This is a genomic window from Curtobacterium sp. ME12 (genome assembly GCF_903970855.1).
Lineage (GTDB): Bacteria > Actinomycetota > Actinomycetes > Actinomycetales > Microbacteriaceae > Curtobacterium > Curtobacterium poinsettiae_A.
The window spans coordinates 21444-39714 of record NZ_CAJCKD010000034.1 but is presented as its reverse complement, the minus strand read 5'-3'; the positions used below and the strand labels follow the sequence as shown (position 1 = coordinate 39714).

Below are 18271 nucleotides of genomic sequence, written 5' to 3'. Positions count from 1 at the left end.
ACCGTCGACCCGGCCGGCTTCCGCGCGAGGGTGCGCCGAGCGGACACCGTGGCGGCCGCGGCGTCCCAGGCGGCCCGGGCAGCCCCGGCCGCCCGGCCCGCGCAGTCGCCCGCACCCGCTCGGGTGTCCGTCGAGCTGGAGCTCGCTGTGGCGGACTCCGACATCGGCATCCACCGCACCTTCGACCCCTACTTCGCCGTCCTCCGCGTGACGTTCCCCGACCTCGACGTCGCGGTCCGCCCCTCCGCCCTCGCACTAAGGTTCTCCTATGACCAGCACTGACCCGAACAGGCTCTCGGAGGGGTCGCCGTCCCTCCCGAACCCGGGAGCACGACGTGTGCGGCTGGCCATCCTCGACGACCACGAGGTGCTGCTGGACAGCCTGTCGAGCTGGATCGCGGTGAACGCGTTCGACTTCGACCTGGCCCTGACCGCGCACACCTGGCTCGAGATGGTCCACAGCGACAGCTTCCCGACCGACCTGGTGTTCCTGGACTTCCAGCTCAAGGAACCGGTCTCCATCGAGGCCCGCGTCCGTACCTGCCGCGCCGCCGGGGCGAAGGTGATCGTGCTCTCGAGCGTCGACAGCCGTGAGTCCCGCGACCGCGCCCTCGCCGCAGGTGCCGCCGCGTTCCTGTCGAAGTCGCTCCCGATGCGCGAGGTCATGGACGTCGCACGCGAGATCATGGGCGTCGCCCGCGAGACCCCGCAGCCCCGCGAGTGGCGACCGTTGCCGACGGGCGCCCAGGCCCACCAGCGACCCAAGCTCAGCGCCGGCGAAGAAGAGGCCCTCCGCCTGTACGTCTCCGGCTACTCCACCAACGAGGTCGCCGCGCAGATGAACGTGCAGTACGAGACCGCCAAGACCTACCTGCGTCGCGTGCGCGAGAAGTACAGCAAGGTGGGCCGCCCCGCCTCGAAGAAGTCCGACCTCATCCGTCGGGCTGCCGAGGACGGGTTCCTCGCGTAGTGGCGAAGCTCTACTTCCGCTACGGCGCGATGAACAGCGGCAAGAGCACGGGGCTCCTGCAGGCCGCCTACAACTACGAGGAGCGCGGGCACCGGGTACTGCTCGCCAAGCCCGCGGTCGACACCAAGGGCGATCGTGAGATCGTCTCCCGCCTGGGCGTGACCCGGACCGTCGACATCGTGTTCTCGCCGGACGCCGACGTGCGGCAGGCCGTCACCGCCGCCGGTGCCCTGGACCCCGAGTCGGACCGCCTGGACGGCATGGTGCGGCCCGTCAGCTGCGTGCTCGTCGACGAGGCGCAGTTCCTCACCCCGCGTCAGGTCGACGACCTGCTGCGCATCGCGGTGCTCGACGAGATCCCGGTCATCACGTACGGCATCCGCACGGACTTCCGTACCGAGGCGTTCCCCGGCAGCGCCCGCCTGCTCGAGGTCGCGCACGCACTCGAGGAACTCAAGACCATCTGCCGCTGCGGCCGCAAGGCGGTCTTCAACGCCCGCACGGTCGACGGCCGGTTCGTCTTCGACGGTTCCCAGGTCGCGATCGACGGCGTCGACGTCGCCTACGAGTCGCTCTGCGCCAACTGCTACCTGACGGAGTCCGGCGGCCGCCTCGACGGCGCCTGACCGCTCGTGCCGGCGCGCGTCCGGTACGCACCCACCAGACGGACTGGAGGCCCGTGGCGGCGCCGCCACGGGCCTCCAGTCCGTCTGGTGCACAGGAATGCACGTGCGCCGGGGCGCGTTGGTGCCCACATGACCGACGACACCCTGCACCTGTCCGTCCTCGACCTGGCCACCCGCGAGTACGGCCAGTCCAACACCGAGGCCCTGCAGGGGTCCATCGACATGGCCGTGCACGCCGAACAGCTCGGGTACGAGCGGTTCTGGGTCGCCGAGCACCACGGGATGCCGGGCATCACGTCCTCGGCCCCGGCGGTGCTGCTGAGCGCCGTGGGTGCGGCCACCTCGACCATCCGCATCGGATCGGGTGGCGTCATGCTGCCGAACCACGCCCCCCTCGTCGTCGCCGAGCAGTTCGGCACGCTCCGTGCGCTGTACGGTGACCGCGTCGACCTCGGGCTCGGTCGTGCGCCGGGGACCGACGGTGCGACCGCGATGGCGCTGCGCCGCACGGACCGACTCGACGTCGACGACTTCCCGGAGCGGCTGTCCGACCTGATCGGGTTCTTCACCGGCATGGACGAGTCGAACCCGCTGTCCGGCATCCGAGCAGTGCCGGGCTACGGCGACGTGCCCGAGTTCTGGCTGCTCGGCTCCTCCGGCTACAGCGCCCAGGTCGCCGGCGCGCTCGGTGTCTCGTTCGCCTTCGCCCACCACTTCGCGTCGGACAACACCGAGGCCGCGCTCGCTCTGTACCGCGACTCGTTCCGACCGTCGCGCTTCCGGCAGACGCCGAACGCGCTGATCGGCGTGCAGGTCGTCACCGACGAGGACCCCGCCGTCATCGACGAGCAGAGCGCCCCGGGCATGATCTCCTTCATCCGGATGCGCTCCGGCCGGAAGCCCGAACCGGTCTCGATGGACGAGGCGCGTGTGTACGAGTTCAACGACCTCGAGCGCCGGTTCATCGCCGCCCGCACCGAGCGTCAGGCCTACGGGAACGCCGAGCAGGTCGCGGAGAAGATCAACGCACTCGTGGCGTCGACCGGGGCGAACGGCGTGATCGTGTCGCCCGGTGCTGCACAGGCGCGGTACCGGCACCAGGCGCTCGACGTCGTGGCCGGGCTGCACACCGCCGGCAAGCTCGTGCCCGCGGGTGCGGGTGCGGCGGCGTCGGTCTAGTTCTTTCCTTCGTTCGCTTGGTGAGCAGAAATGGTCGGGTCGCCCGCGGGCACCCGACCATTCCTGCTCACGAAGTGGGGTGGGCCTCAGGCGAGCAGGCCCAGGCGCGTCGCTGCGGCGACCGCCCCGACCCGCGAACCGACGTCGAGCTTGCGGAACACGTTGTAGACGTGTCGCTTGACCGTGCCGATCGCGAGCTGCAGGTCCGCCGCGATCTCGGCGTTGGTGCGCGCGGCCGCGAGGAGCCGGAGGACCTCGAGCTCGCGGTCGCTCAACGGTGAGCCCGCTCGGGCCTCGGTCACCAGGTCGACGGGGAACGTGACGGGTGCCGCATCGGCGTGGGCTGCGCGGGCGATCCGGTCGACGAGTTCGCGGCTCGGCGTGTCCTTCGTGACGAAGTCGACCGCGCCGGCGTCCAGCAGCGTGCGGCGGAGGACCGCGTCCCGGTGCATCGTGAGCACCACCACCCGGATGTCCGGGCGGGTGCGGCGGACCGTGGCGATCGTCGTCCGTGCCGGCGGGCCGTCCAGCTCGACGTCGAGCAGCAGGACGTCGATCGCGGGGGCTTCGGGGGAGTCGAGCACCTCCGACGGTCGTGCACCGTGCGCCACGACGCGGATCGTGGGGACCGCGGCCAGGATCGTGGCGAGTCCTTCGCGGAAGAGCCGGTGGTCGTCGACGATGGCGACGTGCGTGATGGTCACAGCGTGCCCCTCGGGATCGTCAGGCGGACGGTGGTGCCGGAACCGGGTGCGCTCTCGACGTCGAGTCGCGCGCCGATCACCGCGGCACGTTCGCGCATGGTCTGCTGCCCGAGGTGGCCGTCGGTGTCGCCCTGCACGTCGAAGCCCGGCCCGTCATCGGCGACCGTCACGAGCAACGTCGCGGGTGACCAGACGAAGCGCACCGACGTCGTCGAACCGGGGGCGTGCTTGCCGCGGTTGGTGAGCGCCTCGAGCAGGATCGTCAGCGCTTCCTCGGCCTGCCAGTTCGGCAGGGAACCGGAGACACCGGTCGACTCGATGGACAGGAGATCATCGTCGGGGAACAGGTCGCGCACGTGCCGTCGGAGCGCGTCGTCGAGCAGTGCATCCCCGACCCGGGCGTGCAGGCTCACTGCGAGGTCCTGCACGTCGCCGAGTGCGCTCCGGAGCAACCGCGCTGCGTCGTCGAGCTGGTCGGCTCGTTCGTCCGCCGACGGGTCCGTCAGCAGGACGAGGTCGAGGCGCTGCAACCCGGCGAGGATGCCGTGGGCGACGCGGTCGTGCAGATCCCGCGCGATCTGCGTCCGGGAGTCCAGGTGCGCCGTGGTGAGGCGTTGGCGCAGTGCCTCCGTGTACGCGACCGCCCCGGCCGGGAACCGGCTCCAGATGCCGGCGTGCAGGGCCCTGGTGGCCCGCAGGACCTCGGCGGTCGACGTCGCACCGACCTCGTCGACGAAGACCGGCAGGTAGGCGTCGAACAGCATCTCCGCCGCGAGCATGGCACCGGCAGGGTGCTGTGCGTGCTCGGCGTGCAGACTGCCGGTCGCGAGGTGCTCGGGGTCGAGGAACGCGTGGCTCACGACGCTGCCGTCGGTCCGCGCGGTGTAGCGCTCGTGGGCCTCGGCGATCATCGACGAGACGTTGTCGGTCAGGCTCTGCCCCAGCGCCGGGTCGTCCGCGATGTCGGGGAACTCGGCGGCGATCGCCGCGAGCACGGCGGCGAGGGGATTGTCGTTCTGCATGGCGCTTGCGAGCGTAGCGGGAGCGCCTGCTCGCGATTGGGCAGGAACCGGCTGACTGGGTCGTGCGACCCATCGACGACCGAGATACACCCGTGGAAAGCAGAAGGCCCCGGTTCCGGAGAACCAGGGCCTTCTTCGTACTGTCTCAACACAGTGTCGGGGTGACAGGATTTGAACCTGCGACCTCCTCGTCCCGAACGAGGCGCGCTACCAAGCTGCGCCACACCCCGCGGTGTGATCGCTCCGTACCGGAGCAACCAGACAATACTATCCGATGATCGGGGATGCTCACGACCATCCGGCGAACTCCCGGGCGCGTCGGCTCAGGAAGCCCGTGCGGTGAGGGTGACCACGACGGCCTCGGGTCGGCAGGCGAACCGGACGGGCGCGTAGATCGAGGTGCCGAGGCCCGCCGAGACCTCGAGCCACGACCAGTGGTTGCGGTGCTCCCACTTGTGCAACCCGCTCGCGTACCGGCGGGGGAGGTCGCTGTTCGTGACGAGCGCGCCGACCCCCGGAAGCGCCACCTGACCGCCGTGGGTGTGCCCGGCGAAGATGATGTCGGCACCCTGCGTCACGAACGCATCGAGCACGCGACGGTAGGGCGCGTGCGTGACACCGATCGCGACGGGAGCGGGGCCGTCCTCGTCCTCGGACCACGGCACGTCGCTGCGCATCTCGTCGACGTTGGTGGGGAGCAGGTCGAGGCGGTCCCAATCGCGGTGCGCATCCGAGGTGCCGAACAGCTCGAACCGGGAGCCGCGGAGTTCGATCGCGTGCGCCTGGTCGTTCAGGTCGAGCCAGCCGAGCGACTCGAAGAACGCCGTCTGCCGATCGATGTCCAGACCGACGGGCTCCGCAGCCTTGTGCATCCGGCTCGGCCCGGAGAAGTACTTCAGCGGGTTGCGCGGGGAGGGCCCGAAGAAGTCGTTCGACCCGTAGGCGAAGACACCGGGCACCCCGCGGAACGGCTCGAGCGCGTACTCCACGGCAGCGTTCGCGGTCGCGTGGCCGAGGTTGTCCCCGGTGTTCACGATGAAGTCCGGTTCGACCAGGCTCAGGTCGCGCAACCACTGCTGCTTGTCGGCCTGCCACGGGGCCATGTGGATGTCGGAGAGGTGCAGGACGGTGACGTCACGGGAGCCCGGCGGGAGCACCGGGACGGTCTCCCACCGGATCCCGAAGCGACGACGCTCGACGAGCGAGCCCCACGCTGCCGAAGCAGCCCCGACGGCCGCGCCGGCAGCGAGGACACCGAGTGCGGTGCGACCGCGGGTCACTTGCAGTCCTTGGGCGCCTTGCCGTTCTTGTCGCCGTAGAGCTGGATCGTCACGTTGTCGTTCTTGTTCGCCGTGGCGTTGATCGCCGGCTCGACCGCGGCGACCTTGCAGGTCTTGCCGCCGCCGCCCTTGGCGTAGCTGTCGGCGAGGTTGACGTTCGTGAACCCGGCGTCGTTCAGGGCCGAGCGGGCGTCCCCGAGGGAGTCGCCGCCGATCTCCGGGACGGTCGCCTGGGTACCGTCGGAGGTGTAGACGGTGACGCTCGAACCCGAGGACAGGAGCGCGCCCGCTGCCGGCGAGGTCGACAGGACCGACCCCGGGTCGCCAGGACCGGGGCGTGCACCGCCGTCGACGTAGGTGAAGCCGGCTCCCGAGACGGTCGCACGTGCTTCGTCCGCCGTCTTGCCCTGCAGGTTCGGCAGGGCCTTGGCGTTGCCGCGGAGCGCCGAGCTGTTCGGGTCGGTGAACGGGCCCGCCGGGTAGGTCGCGTTGATCGGGGTCATCGCCTGCTTCCAGACATCCGCACGGACACCGGCGTACGTGCCGTTCACCCCGTTGCTGTAGTGACGGAGGTTGTTCAGCTTGCCGTCCGTGTTGCCCTGCCAGTAGGCAGTCGCGACGCGCGAACTCGCGCCCACGAGCCAGATCTGGTTCGCGGTGTCCGTCGTGCCGGTCTTCGCGAAGAGCTGCGTGCCGTCCGGGGTCTGGGCTCCACGCGCAGTACCGCTCGTGATCGTGCCCTTCATTGCGTAGACGGCTGCGTGCGCGACCTCGGGGTCGATCGCCTGCTTGCAGTCCTTCGTCTGGCCGCCGAGCTTCTTGCCGGACGGCGAGGTGATCTCGTCGATGGCGATCGGCTTGCAGTAGATGCCGTTGTTGGACACGGCTGCGTACGCGGCGGCCATCGTCATGGGTGCGATGTCGTTCGTCCCGAGGACCGCCGACGGGTTGTACTGCAGCTCGCCGCCGTCCGCGCGGTGCACACCGAGTGATTCGGCGGTGTCGCGGATGTCACAGAGGTCGAGCTTCTGCGCCATGTTGAGGAACGCCAGGTTGATCGATCCGGCGGTCGCTGCTGCAACGGTGTAGTTGCCGCTCTCACCCGGGCTGTCGTTCTTGGGGTTGTAGTCGCCCGCGTAGACGGGCTGTCCGCACGCGGTCCAGCCGGTCGACATGTTCCGCGGCGCACCGCTGACGACCTCGTTGAGACCGTGTCCGGCCTGCAGCCACGCGAGCAGGGTGAAGAGCTTGTACGTCGATCCCGTCTGGAAACCGCCGGAGTTGCCGTACTTGTAGTCGACGCTGTAGTTGATGCTCGTCGAAGTCGGCGCGGACTTGAGGGACTGGTCGTAGTCCTTGTTCTGCGCCATCGTGATGATGCGTCCCGAACCGGCCTCGATGGAGTTGAGCGTGGCGCCGAGGGCGAGGTTCGTCTCGGCCTTGTTGTCGTAGGTGTTGACGAGGCGCTTCTGCTCGGCGTTCAAGTCGATGTTCAGCGACGTCTGGATCTTGTAGCCGCCGTTCCGCCACGCGGTGTCACGTGCCTTCTGCGACGACCCGAGCTGCGACATCTCCTTGACGATCTTGACCGCGTAGTCGCAGAAGAACTGCGAGCCGTCGCCGACCGAGGCGCGGCAGCCCTGCGACGGCTGCGTCAGGTGCACGTAGTCCGCCGGCTTCGACTGGCGGGCCGTGCGGTACTCGGCCTCGGTGAGGTTCTTCTGGTCGTACATCGAACGGAGCACGACGTTGCGACGGGCGACGTTGGCGTCGTACTTCTTCGGGCTCGACAGGTTGCGCGCCTCGGGGTACTGCACGATCGCGATGAGCGACGCGGCTTCGGCCGGGGTCAGGTCGGTCGCGCTCTTGTTGTAGTAGTGCTGCGCCGCGGCCTGCACGCCGTAGGTCTGGTCGCCGAAGTAGGCGATGTTCAGGTAGGCGGTGAGGATCTCCTTCTTGGAGTACTTCTTCGCCAACCCGATCGCGAGCTTCATCTCCTCGAGCTTGCGGGGGATGGTCTGCTCGACGGCCTCGTTGTAGGCCTTGACCTGCTCCTTCTTGGTGGGGAGCTCGAGGGCTTGCTGCATCTTGATGTTGCGGACGAGCTGCATGGTCAGCGTCGACCCACCGCCGGACTCGCCGAGGCCGCCCGCGATGCTGCCCACACCGGCACGGATGAGCGAGGTCATGTCGACCCCGCCGTGGTCGTAGAAGCGCTTGTCCTCGCCGTCGATCGCCGCGTTCTTCAGCTGGTCGCTGATCTGGTCGAACTTCAGCTCTTCGCGGTTCTGGTCGTAGACCGTCGCGAAGTGCACGGACTTGCCGCCCGAGTACGCGTACAGCTCGTTGCGCTGCGGCAGGTCACCGATCTCGATGTACTCCGGCAGCGACTCGAACACACCGATCGTCGACGTCGTCGTGACACCGGCGACCGCGATGGCCGGGGTGACCCCGATCGTGACGAGCAGGCCGGCGAGGGCACTGAACCCGACGAATCCGATGAAGGCGCCGACTGCTGAGACGGGCTTGGTCCGCGAGGCAGACGTCTTCTGGGCAGACATAGGATGCAGCCTAAACGACACCCATGACTGAAAGGCTGGCAAGGAACCGCATGACTCGCTGGGAGTACTTCACCACGCCCCTGATGATCCACAACACCACCGCGATCCTCAACAACTACGGGGACGAGGGCTGGGAGTTGGTCCAGATCGTCACCGGCCCCGAGGGTGGGCTCGTCGCGTACCTCAAGCGCCCGAAGGCCGACGCATGAGCGTCGCGGACCGCCTCGCCGAGCTGGGGCTGACGCTCCCGCCGGTCGCCGCACCCGTCGCCGCCTACGTCCCCGCGGTCGTCACCGGTCAGTACGTCTACACGGCCGGTCAGCTGCCGTTCGTCGACGGCGCACTGCCCGTCACCGGCAAGGTCGGAGCGTCGGTCGACGCCGACACCGCCACCGCGCAGGCCCGCGTGGCCGCGCTCAACGCGCTGGCGGCGGTCGAGTCGGTCGCCGGCTCGCTCGACCGCGTCGCCCGGGTCGTCAAGGTCACCGTGTTCGTCGCGTCGGAGCCGTCCTTCACGGGCCAGCCCGGTGTCGCGAACGGCGCGTCGACCCTGGTCGGCGAGGTCTTCGGTGACGCCGGCGTCCACGCGCGCAGCGCGGTGGGCGTGGCGGTCCTACCGCTGGATGCTCCTGTGGAGGTCGAGCTGGTGGTGGAGCTCACGGCCTGACGGCGGCGACCGACGGAACGAACGTGAGCAGGGCCTCCAGTCCGGATCTGACTGGAGGCCCTGCTTCCGTTTCCGGGACTACATGAGTTCCGCGATGGTCGCCATGATCGTGGGGTCGGCCAGCGTCGTCGTGTCGCCGATGCGGCGGCCCTCGGCCGCGTCGCGCAGCAGGCGCCGCATGATCTTGCCGGAGCGCGTCTTCGGCAGTTCGGGGACGATGACCACCTGGCGGGGCTTCGCGATCGCACCGATGCGCTTGCCCACCCAGTTGCGGAGTTCGGTCGACGCCGATTCGCGGTCGACGTCGGCGGCGGCCTCGGCGGTCAGGATGACGTACGCGACGACCGCCTGGCCGGTGGTCTCGTCGGCGGCTCCGACGACGGCGGCCTCGGCGACGCCCTCGTGGCCGACCAGGGCGGACTCGATCTCGGCCGTCGACAGGCGGTGGCCCGACACGTTCATGACGTCGTCGACGCGGCCCTGGATCCAGATGTCGCCCTGTCCGTCGAGCCGCGCACCGTCGCCGGCGAAGTAGCGGCCGGGGAACCGCGACCAGTAGGTCTCGACGAAACGGTCCGGGTCGTTCCAGATCCCGCGCGCCATCGACGGCCACGGCTCGGTGATCGTGAGGTAGCCGCTCTCGCCCGGGTCGGCGCGGTTGCCGTCGTCGTCGACGATCTCGGCGACGATGCCCGGCAGCGGCGTCTGCGCGGCACCGGGCTTCAGCTTCGTGACGCCGGGCAGCGCGGAGATCATGATCGCGCCGGTCTCGGTCTGCCACCACGTGTCGACGATGGGCGTGCGGTCGTGGCCGATGACCTGGCGGTACCACTGCCACGCCTCGGGGTTGATCGGTTCGCCGACGCTGCCGAGCAGGCGGAGGGTCTCGAGGCTGCGCGCCTCCGGGATCTCGCGGCCGGCCTTCATCGCCGCGCGGACCGCCGTGGGTGCCGTGTAGAGGACGGTGACGCCGTAGGCGTCGACGAGGTCCCACCAGCGGCCGGGCTTCGGCTCGTCGGGCGTGCCCTCGTAGAGCACCTGCGTCACGCCGTTCGCGAGCGGGCCGTAGACGACGTACGAGTGCCCGGTGATCCAGCCGATGTCGGCGGTGCACCAGTAGACGTCCTTCTCCGGGTGCATGTCGAACACGTTCTTGTGCGTGTAGGCGGCCTGCGTCAGGTACCCGCCGGAGGTGTGCACGATGCCCTTCGGCTTCCCGGTCGTGCCCGAGGTGTACAGGATGAACAGTGGGGTCTCGGCGGGGAAGGCTTCGGGCGTGTGTTCCGGGGCCGCCTTCGCGACCTCGTCGTGCCACCACAGGTCGCGGTCGTTCCAGGCGATCTCGTTGCCGCCGCGCTTGACGACCAGGACGTGCTCGACGCTGTCGGTGCCCTCGCCCTCGAGTGCCTCGTCGACCGCCGGCTTGAGCGCTGACACCGCGCCACGGCGCCAGCCGCCGTCCGCCGTGACGACGAGCTTCGCGCCGGCGTCCTCGATCCGGGCACGGAGGCTCTCGGCGCTGAACCCGCCGAAGACGACCGAGTGCACGGCGCCGATGCGGGCGACGGCGAGCATCGTGACGACGGCCTCGGGGATGAGCGGCAGGTACACGACCACCCGGTCGCCCCGGCCCACGCCGAGGTCGGTGAGCATGTTCGCGGCGCGCTGGACCTCGGCGGTCAGCTCCGCGTAGGTGATCCGGCGCGTGTCGCCCGGCGCGCCCTCGAAGTGGATCGCCACCCGGTCGCCGTTGCCCGCGCGGACGTGCCGGTCGAGGCAGTTCTCGGCGACGTTGAGCGTGCCGTCGGCGAACCACTTCGCGAACGGGGCGTCCGACCAGTCCAGGGTCTGCGTGAACGGGTTGCGCCAGTCGAGCAGGGAGCGGGACTGCTCGGCCCAGAACGCCTCGCGGTCTGCTGCTGCCGCGTGGTGCAGGTCCTCACCGGCGACCGCGTCTGCCACGAACTCGGGCGGCGGAGCGAAGGTCGCTCCGTCGTCGCCTCGGGGGTCGGTCTGGGTCGGAGTGGACATCGATGTCCTTTCGCGTCGTTGCGGCCTCTGGTGGCATCCGTCGTGGATGCGTGCGTGCATCCGTGGCGGGTGCGTGCGTGCATCCGTGGCGGGTGCGTGCGTGCATCCGTGGCGGGTGCGTGCGTGCATCCGTGGCGGGTGCGTGCGTGCATCCGTGGCGGGTGCGTGCGTGCATCCGGAGACTACCCCTCGGCCGGGTCGAGGCGCGGCACGCCCGGAGGTCGTGTCCGGGGTTGCCCTGGACGGCCGATCGTGGGGTACAGTAGTTCTCGCTGGACTCGTTTCCGGCGGCATCGAATCGGATTCCCCCCAATCCCTCGATGTCAAGGCGGCACCTGTTCCCCCCAACCGGTGCCGCCTCTTCTGTTTCCCGGGGTCCGACTCGAGCGATGGTGGCTCGTCGGGCTTCGCCGTGTGCCCCGATCCGCGCAGGGACGCCGGTCGCGTGAACAGACCGGTCCATGCTCGTGCATGCGTTCTGCATGTTGTTGTGGAGTGGGTGCTCCGCACAGTCCAGCGGTGGGAAGCGGGGGTGGTGGGCAACCCCGAGCGCGTCGGTGTCGCATCATCGACCGGGGTACGGCTTTGCGTTTCGGGGGACAAACCGGCCCGTTGGTCGGGCGAGCCGGACGCTGTCCACAGAAGTGGGGACCGTCTCGGCTGGAGGTTGATCTGCTCCCTACCGTCGGCGTCATGCCCCTGCACCGTGCTCCGCTTCTTCCGCGTGCGACGGCGTCCCCTTCGCCGTCGCCGTCGCTGTCCGCCTCGTCGCCATCGCACGTCTCGTCGCCACCCGCGTCGGCATCGCCTGCGTTCTCGACCTCGGCGCGGGCACATGCTCCGTCGGCCCCGTTCCTGCCCGGCGCAGCGCCTCCCGCTCGTCGCCGGGCGGCCGTGGTCGTCGAGTTCGAGGAGCTCGCCACCCTGGTGGCTGATGCCACCGTGACGGACGTCCTGGTGCTCGGTGGCGTCGGGACCTGGGTCGACCGCGGGACCGGACTCGAAGCCGTCCAGCCGCGACTGACCGAAGCACGTGCCCGCGAACTCGCGACCCGGCTCGTCGCGCTCGGCGGGCGCCACGTCGACGAGACCACACCGTGCGCGGACGTCCGGCACGGCGACGGCGTCCGGGTCCACGTCGTCCTCGCTCCGGTGTCCGTCGGGGGCACCGCGGTGTCGATCCGACTCCCGCAGGTCCAGCGACCCACCCTCGCCACCCTCGAACGCGGCGGGACCTTCGCGTTCGTGCCGCGTTCGGTCGTCGAGGACGCCGTCGCCGCGCGCCGGAACGTCCTGGTCACCGGTGCGACCGGCAGCGGCAAGACCACGCTGCTCGCGGCGATGCTCGGCGCCGTCCCCGTCGACGAGCGGATCGTGACGGTGGAGGACGTCGCCGAGCTCCGGATCGCCCATCCGCACGTCGTTGCGCTCGAGGCGCGGCAGGCGAACGCCGAGGGGGTCGGCGCACTCGGCCTCGACCGTCTGGTACGTGAGGCGCTGCGGATGCGCCCCGACCGGATCGTCGTGGGGGAGTGCCGCGGCGCCGAGGTCCGCGAACTCCTCTCTGCCCTGAACACCGGGCACGACGGGGGAGCCGGCACCGTGCACGCCAACGGCATCGCCGACGTGGCCGCTCGCCTCGAGGCGCTCGGCGCGCTCGCCGGCCTCGGTGCCGAGGCGCTCGCCCGGCAGGCCGTCAGCGCCTTCGACCTGGTCCTGCACGTGGAGCGACGAGCGGGACAGCGGCGGCTCGGTGGCGTGGGCACCTTGCGCGTCGGCCCGGACGGGAGGCTCGAGGTGCGCCCGGTGGACGGGCTGCGGTGAGACGACCCACACCCGACGGCCCGGCGCGGGTGGCCGGGGTGCTCGACCGGGTGGCGACGCTGGTCGCAGCCGGGGTCCCGCCGCCACGGGCCTGGCGGCTCGTCGGCGGGCTGCCCGGGGCCGCGGGACCCGCCCACCAGGACATCGTCGTCGTCCTCCGCGTGGCGGACCGGACGGGAGCGCCCGTCGCGGAGACCCTCCGCGGGCTCGCCGGCGCGCTCCGACGCACCGCGGCATCGGACCGGGCGATCCGGGTCGCGCTGGCGGGCCCGCGGACGAGCGCGCGGGTCGTGCTCGCGCTGCCGCTCTTCGGGTTGGGGCTCGGTGCGGCCTGGGGTGCCGGTGCCGTCGAGGTCCTGGTGGGTTCACCGGCCGGTTGGGCGTGCTCGTGCACCGCGGCGGCCCTCGTCCTGGCCGGGCGACGGTGGACCACCCGGCTGGTCCGTTCCGCGACCCCCGACGGCCGCGTCCCCGGGGCGCTCCTCGACGCCTGGGCCGTGGCGGTCGCCGGAGGCGGGTCGTGGACCGCCGCCGGGCAGGCAGTCGCCCAGGCGTCCGCGGGAGCCGCCCCGCCCGCCGGAGACCTGGACCGGCTGCGAGAGGTCCTCGACCTCGCCCGTCGGGCGGGGGTGCCCGCCGCGGGGTTGCTCCGCCGCGCCGCCGAGGACGTGCGCGACGAAGCCGCTGCCGAGGGGCTCGTGACGGCGGAACGACTGGCCGTCCGACTGGTGCTGCCGCTCGGGGTCTGCGTCCTGCCGGCGTTCGTGCTCGTCGGGGTGGTGCCCGTGGTGGTCGGGGTCCTCTCCTCCACGGTGGGCGGGGCGGCGTGACCTCTCCACAGATGGCGCCGAGGCCGCTTCGTCGACACCCCAGCCCGGACACGCTGGTCCCACCCAACAGAAAGGAAGGGCTCCATGAGCACCACGTCATCCCCCGACCGCCGCACCCGCCGGGCCGTCCGCCGCCGTCGCCCGCATCCCCCCGTCGCCCGGTGGTCGTCCCGGCTGCGGGACGACCGGGGATCGGCCACCGCCGAGTACGCGGTCGTCATCCTCGCCGCCGTGGCCTTCGCCGGGGTGCTCGTCGCCGTCATGCGCTCCGGCGAGGTCCAGACCATCCTCACCGACCTCGTCCGTGGCGCGCTCTCGCTGTGAGCGCGGCTCGGTGACCGTCGAGTTCGCGGTGGCCCTCCCCGTGGTGGCGCTCGTGTTGACCGCCCTCGTCGCGGCCGTCCTCGTCGTCGACGCGCAGGGCCGTCTGCAACTCGCCGCAGCCACCGCGGCCCGGGCGGTCGGTCGGGACGACGAGCGCCAGGGCCGGTCCGCGGCCGACCGGATCGTGCCGGGGGTCTCGATCGTCGTCCGGTCGGACGATGACCTGGTGTGCGTCGACGCCGCGCGCGGCGGGACCGGTCCCTTCGCGGCGCTCCCGCTGACCGCGACGGGGTGCGCCCTGGCCCGAGGGGGCTGACGTGACGAGTCCCGTCGGCCAGCGCGGCTCGGCGACTGTCGTGCTCGTGGCGGTCCTCGGCGTGGGTGTCCTCGTCGGGTCGTCGGCGCTCGCCGCAGCCGGTCACCGGACACAGGCCCTCCGCGCCCAGGGGGCCGCCGACGCTGCCGCCGTGGGAACCGCCGCTGCCGCCACCGGGCTGGTACCGGGCGAGCCCTGCGCGGTCGCCACCCGGATCGCCACGGCGAACGGAGCCGCCCTCGACGCCTGCGAACTCGTCGCCGGCACGGCCCGGGTCCGCGTGGTCGTGGGCACGGGTCCGTTCGTCGTCGACGCAGTCGCGGTGGCCGGTCCGGCAGGCGACCCGCCCGAACACTATGTGTATGGTGTGCCTGTCGGCCCGCGGTCACCGATGTCCCGGTCGACCCGGACACGCTCGTGGACAGGGCCGATCAGCACCATCGATCAAGGAGACACGTGCCAGGCACGAAGAAGCTCGTGATCGTCGAGAGCCCTGCGAAGGCGAAGACGATCGCGCAATACCTCGGTGACGGATACGAAGTCCAGGCCTCGGTCGGACACATCCGCGACCTCGTCGAGCCGAAGAACCTGCCGGCCGAGCTCAAGAAGGGCTCCCTCGGCAAGTTCTCGGTGGACGTCGACAACGGCTTCGAGCCGTACTACGTCGTGTCCGACGCCAAGAAGAAGACCGTCTCCGAGCTGAAGCGCGCCCTCAAGGACGCCGACGAGCTCTACCTCGCAACAGATGAAGACCGCGAGGGTGAAGCGATCGCGTGGCACCTGCTGCAGGTCCTGAAGCCGAAGGTCCCCGTCAAGCGGATGGTCTTCCACGAGATCACGAAGGAGGCGATCCAGCGCGCGCAGGAGGCCACCCGTGAGCTCGACACCGCGCTCGTCGACGCGCAGGAGACCCGCCGCATCCTCGACCGTCTGTACGGGTACGAGGTCTCCCCGGTCCTGTGGCGCAAGGTCGCGCCCGGTCTGTCCGCCGGCCGTGTGCAGTCCGCCGCCACCCGCCTCGTCGTCGACCGTGAGCGCGAGCGCCTGGCCTTCGTGTCCGCCAACTACTGGGACCTCTCCGCCCGGTTCGAGAAGGCCGGCGAGTCCTCCTTCTCCGCGCGACTCGCCCGGGTCCAGGGCACCCGCGTCGCCTCCGGCCGTGACTTCGACGACCGCGGCACGCTCAGTGGTGACGTCGTCCGGCTCGACGAGGCCGCTGCCGCGTCGTTGACGACGGTCCTCGAGCGCGCCGGCGACGCCACCGTCCGCAGCGTCGACTCGAAGCCGTACACGCGGCGCCCGGCCGCGCCGTTCACCACGTCGACGCTCCAGCAGGAGGCCGCGCGCAAGCTCCGTCTGTCCCCGCGACAGACCGCTCGTGCTGCGCAGACCCTGTACGAGAACGGATACATCACCTACATCCGTACCGACTCGGTCTCGCTCTCGAAGCAGGCCATCGACGCGGCCCGCAAGCAGGCAGCGGACCTGTACGGCTCGGCCACCGTGCCCGACAAGCCCCGCCTGTACGCGAGCAAGAGCAAGAACGCGCAAGAGGCGCACGAGGCGATCCGTCCCGCCGGCGACTCCTTCCGCACCCCGCAGGACCTGCAGGGCACCCTGACCGGTGTCGAGTGGCGCCTCTACGACCTCATCTGGAAGCGCACCATCGCGTCCCAGATGGCGGACGCCAAGGGTTCGACCGCGTCGATCGTGCTCGGCATCTCCTCCACCGAGTCGGTCGAGGGCATCGCCGCGACCGCGAACGGCACGGACGCCGAGTTCACCGCCTCCGGCACCGTCATCACCTTCCGTGGCTTCCTCAGCGCCTACGAAGAAGGCCGTGACGAGGACCGCCACGAGTCCTCCGAGCGTGCCGGTCAGGACGTCGCCCTGCCGAACGTGGCCCAGGGCGAGCACCTCACGGTCACCGACGTCGAGGCGAAGGGGCACGACACCACCCCGCCGCCGCGCTTCACCGAGGCGAGCCTCATCAAGACGCTCGAAGAGCTGGGGATCGGGCGCCCGTCGACCTACCCCACGATCAGCCCGACGATCATCGACCGCGGCTACGTCTCGCTCCGCGGCACGCAGCTGGTGCCGAACTGGATCGCGTTCAGCGTGGTGCGCCTGCTCGAGGAGTACTTCGGCGAGCTCGTGGAGTACGACTTCACCGCCGAGATGGAAGAAGACCTCGACCGCATCGCCCGCGGCGATGCCGACCGGGTGGACTGGCTCAAGGGCTTCTACTTCGGTGGCGGCGACGATGACCAGCGCGGCCTGCGGACCGTCATCGACAACCTCGGTGAGATCGACGCCCGCGAGATCAACTCGGTCGAGCTCGCTCCGGGCCTCACGCTCCGGATCGGTCGGTACGGCCCCTACATCGAGGTGCCGAGCGACGACCCCGAGAAGCCGCGGCGCGTGAACGTGCCCGAGGACCTCGCTCCCGACGAGCTGACCGTCGAGAAGGCGAAGGAACTCGTCGATGCCCCGGTGATCGGCGACCGCGTCGTCGGGATCAACCCGGAGACCGGCAAGGAGGTCCTGGCGAAGGACGGCCGCTTCGGCCCCTACGTCACGGAGCGCACCCCGGAGCCCGAACCCACCGTGGACCCGAAGACCGGCGAGGTCGTCGAGGCGCCCGCAGCGGCAGAGGCCCCGGCGGCTGGATCAGCTGCTGCGACCGCGACGAGCGAGACGGCGACCGCGACCGCGAAGAAGGCCCCCGCCAAGAAGGCGCCTGCGAAGAAGACGACGAAGAAGGCCGCGGCGCCGAAGGAACGCACCGCTTCGCTCTTCAAGTCGATGGACCCGCAGACCGTCGACCTCGAGACCGCGCTGAAGCTCCTCGACCTTCCGCGCGTCGTGGGCCAGGACCCGGAGACGGGCAACGACATCACGGCACAGAACGGCCGGTACGGTCCGTACCTGAAGAAGGGGACCGACACCCGGACCCTGCCCGGTGAGGACGCGATCTTCGACATCGACCTGCCCGGTGCACTCGAGCTGTTCGCGCAGCCGAAGTACGGCGGCAACCGCACCGCGAGCGCCGCGCTCAAGGAGTTCGACGCCGACCCGGTGTCCGGCAAGCCGATCAAGATGAAGGACGGCCGGTTCGGCCCGTACGTCACCGACGGCGAGACGAACGCGACCATCCCGAAGGGCGAGGACGTCGAGGCCGTCGACCACGCCCGCGCGGTCCAGCTCATCGCCGACAAGCGGGCCAAGGGGCCGGTCAAGAAGAAGACCCCGGCTCGTCGGACGGCGGCCAAGAAGAAGTGACCGGTCGCTTCATCACGCTCGAGGGCGGCGACGGCGCGGGCAAGACGACCCAGGCGGAGCTGCTCTCGGCGTGGCTCGGTGCGCACGGTCGGACCGTGGTCCGCACCCGCGAGCCCGGCGGCACCGACCTCGGTGTCCAGATCCGGCAGATGGTCCTGCACGAGCGGGGCCACGTCGCGCCCCGTGCCGAGGCGTTGCTGTACGCGGCCGACCGTGCCCAGCACGTCGAGACTGTCGTCCGTCCGGCGATCGCACGCGGCGAGGTCGTCCTGCAGGACCGCTACATCGACTCGTCCGTCGCCTACCAGGGCGTCGCGCGCGGGCTCGGCGCCGAGCAGGTCCGCTCCGTCTCGGAGTGGGCAGCGGACGGTCTGGCACCGGACCTCACGATCCTGCTCGACCTCGACGTCACCGTCGGCCGCGCCCGGGTGGCCGCGGCACGGGGTGACACCTTCGACCGTCTCGAGTCCGAGGCCGCGGCGTTCCACGAGTCCGTGCGTCAGGCCTTCCTCGCGATGGCCGAGGCCGAGCCGGCGCGCTTCCTGGTGGTCGACGCCTCGGCCCCGACCGACACCGTGCAGGACGTGGTCCGTCGAGCGGTCGCCCCGCTCGTCGGGATCGACCGGGCATGACGGTGGTCACTGACAGGATGGTG

General features: G+C 70.8%; 17 protein-coding genes and 1 tRNA gene. 12 read left to right on the top strand and 6 right to left on the bottom strand.

Annotated elements, in window-relative coordinates:
- The 4 genes from H7A73_RS14700 to H7A73_RS14685 form a co-directional block, all read left to right on the top strand.
- Window positions 1–282, top strand: a 282-nt coding sequence (locus H7A73_RS14700; RefSeq protein ID WP_220456627.1) for a hypothetical protein, incomplete at its 5' end; no start/stop codon positions are given.
- Window positions 269–970: a response regulator transcription factor gene (locus H7A73_RS14695; protein WP_247737937.1), complete on the top strand. Its 702-nt coding sequence runs from the start codon at window positions 269–271 to the stop codon at window positions 968–970. The genes H7A73_RS14700 and H7A73_RS14695, both read left to right, overlap by 14 nt.
- The gene (locus H7A73_RS14690) at window positions 970–1596 is read left to right on the top strand and encodes a thymidine kinase (protein ID WP_182066646.1); all 627 of its coding nucleotides are present in this window, start codon (window positions 970–972) and stop codon (window positions 1594–1596) included. The genes H7A73_RS14695 and H7A73_RS14690 overlap by 1 nt, the downstream gene beginning before the upstream one ends.
- A gap of 129 nt (window positions 1597–1725) precedes the next feature.
- Window positions 1726–2775, top strand: coding sequence for an LLM class flavin-dependent oxidoreductase (locus tag H7A73_RS14685; RefSeq protein WP_182066645.1), 1050 nt, complete (start codon window positions 1726–1728; stop codon window positions 2773–2775).
- Between the two features lie 86 nt (window positions 2776–2861).
- Here the strand turns inward: H7A73_RS14685 and H7A73_RS14680 are convergent, their stop codons facing one another.
- From H7A73_RS14680 to H7A73_RS14660, 5 genes are all read right to left on the bottom strand, one after another.
- Entirely contained in the window at window positions 2862–3479 is a 618-nt protein-coding gene (locus H7A73_RS14680) for a response regulator (protein WP_182066644.1), read from the bottom strand.
- Window positions 3476–4501: a sensor histidine kinase gene (locus H7A73_RS14675; RefSeq protein WP_182066643.1), complete on the bottom strand. Its 1026-nt coding sequence runs from the start codon at window positions 4499–4501 to the stop codon at window positions 3476–3478. Before H7A73_RS14675 ends, H7A73_RS14680 begins: the two co-directional genes overlap by 4 nt.
- Window positions 4502–4657: 156 nt before the next feature.
- Window positions 4658–4731, bottom strand: a tRNA-Pro gene (locus tag H7A73_RS14670).
- A 93-nt stretch (window positions 4732–4824) separates the two neighbouring features.
- The gene (locus tag H7A73_RS14665) at window positions 4825–5781 is read right to left on the bottom strand and encodes a metallophosphoesterase (RefSeq protein WP_182066642.1); all 957 of its coding nucleotides are present in this window, start codon (window positions 5779–5781) and stop codon (window positions 4825–4827) included.
- Window positions 5778–8342 (bottom strand): transglycosylase domain-containing protein, encoded by a 2565-nt coding sequence (locus H7A73_RS14660; protein WP_182066641.1) that lies wholly within the window; start codon window positions 8340–8342, stop codon window positions 5778–5780. Before H7A73_RS14660 ends, H7A73_RS14665 begins: the two co-directional genes overlap by 4 nt.
- Before the next feature lie 50 nt (window positions 8343–8392).
- Between H7A73_RS14660 and H7A73_RS14655 the strand changes: the two genes are divergently transcribed.
- Window positions 8393–8551 (top strand): DUF4177 domain-containing protein, encoded by a 159-nt coding sequence (locus tag H7A73_RS14655; protein ID WP_017888699.1) that lies wholly within the window; start codon window positions 8393–8395, stop codon window positions 8549–8551.
- Window positions 8548–9009: a RidA family protein gene (locus H7A73_RS14650; RefSeq protein WP_182066640.1), complete on the top strand. Its 462-nt coding sequence runs from the start codon at window positions 8548–8550 to the stop codon at window positions 9007–9009. Before H7A73_RS14655 ends, H7A73_RS14650 begins: the two co-directional genes overlap by 4 nt.
- 78 nt (window positions 9010–9087) lie before the next feature.
- Here H7A73_RS14650 and acs read toward each other — a convergent pair whose 3' ends face one another.
- On the bottom strand, window positions 9088–11040 hold the full coding sequence (acs, locus tag H7A73_RS14645; protein WP_182066639.1) for an acetate--CoA ligase: 1953 nt from the start codon (window positions 11038–11040) through the stop codon (window positions 9088–9090).
- Between the two features lie 894 nt (window positions 11041–11934).
- Here acs and H7A73_RS14640 point away from each other — a divergent pair.
- The 6 genes from H7A73_RS14640 (at window position 11935) to tmk (ending at window position 18248) form a co-directional block, all read left to right on the top strand.
- Window positions 11935–12864, top strand: coding sequence for a CpaF family protein (locus tag H7A73_RS14640; RefSeq protein ID WP_182066647.1), 930 nt, complete (start codon window positions 11935–11937; stop codon window positions 12862–12864).
- Window positions 12861–13694: a type II secretion system F family protein gene (locus tag H7A73_RS14635; RefSeq protein WP_182066638.1), complete on the top strand. Its 834-nt coding sequence runs from the start codon at window positions 12861–12863 to the stop codon at window positions 13692–13694. The genes H7A73_RS14640 and H7A73_RS14635 overlap by 4 nt, the downstream gene beginning before the upstream one ends.
- A gap of 84 nt (window positions 13695–13778) precedes the next feature.
- Entirely contained in the window at window positions 13779–14018 is a 240-nt protein-coding gene (locus H7A73_RS14630; RefSeq protein ID WP_182066637.1) for a DUF4244 domain-containing protein, read from the top strand.
- 10 nt (window positions 14019–14028) lie between these two features.
- Window positions 14029–14334, top strand: a complete 306-nt coding sequence (locus H7A73_RS14625; protein ID WP_182066636.1) for a TadE family type IV pilus minor pilin — start codon at window positions 14029–14031, stop codon at window positions 14332–14334.
- A 456-nt stretch (window positions 14335–14790) separates the two neighbouring features.
- A complete protein-coding gene (gene topA / locus H7A73_RS14620) occupies window positions 14791–17616 on the top strand; it encodes a type I DNA topoisomerase (RefSeq protein ID WP_182066635.1) in 2826 nt (941 codons plus the stop codon).
- Window positions 17613–18248, top strand: coding sequence for a dTMP kinase (gene tmk / locus H7A73_RS14615; RefSeq protein WP_182066634.1), 636 nt, complete (start codon window positions 17613–17615; stop codon window positions 18246–18248). Before topA ends, tmk begins: the two co-directional genes overlap by 4 nt.
- Window positions 18249–18271 lie beyond the last annotated feature (23 nt).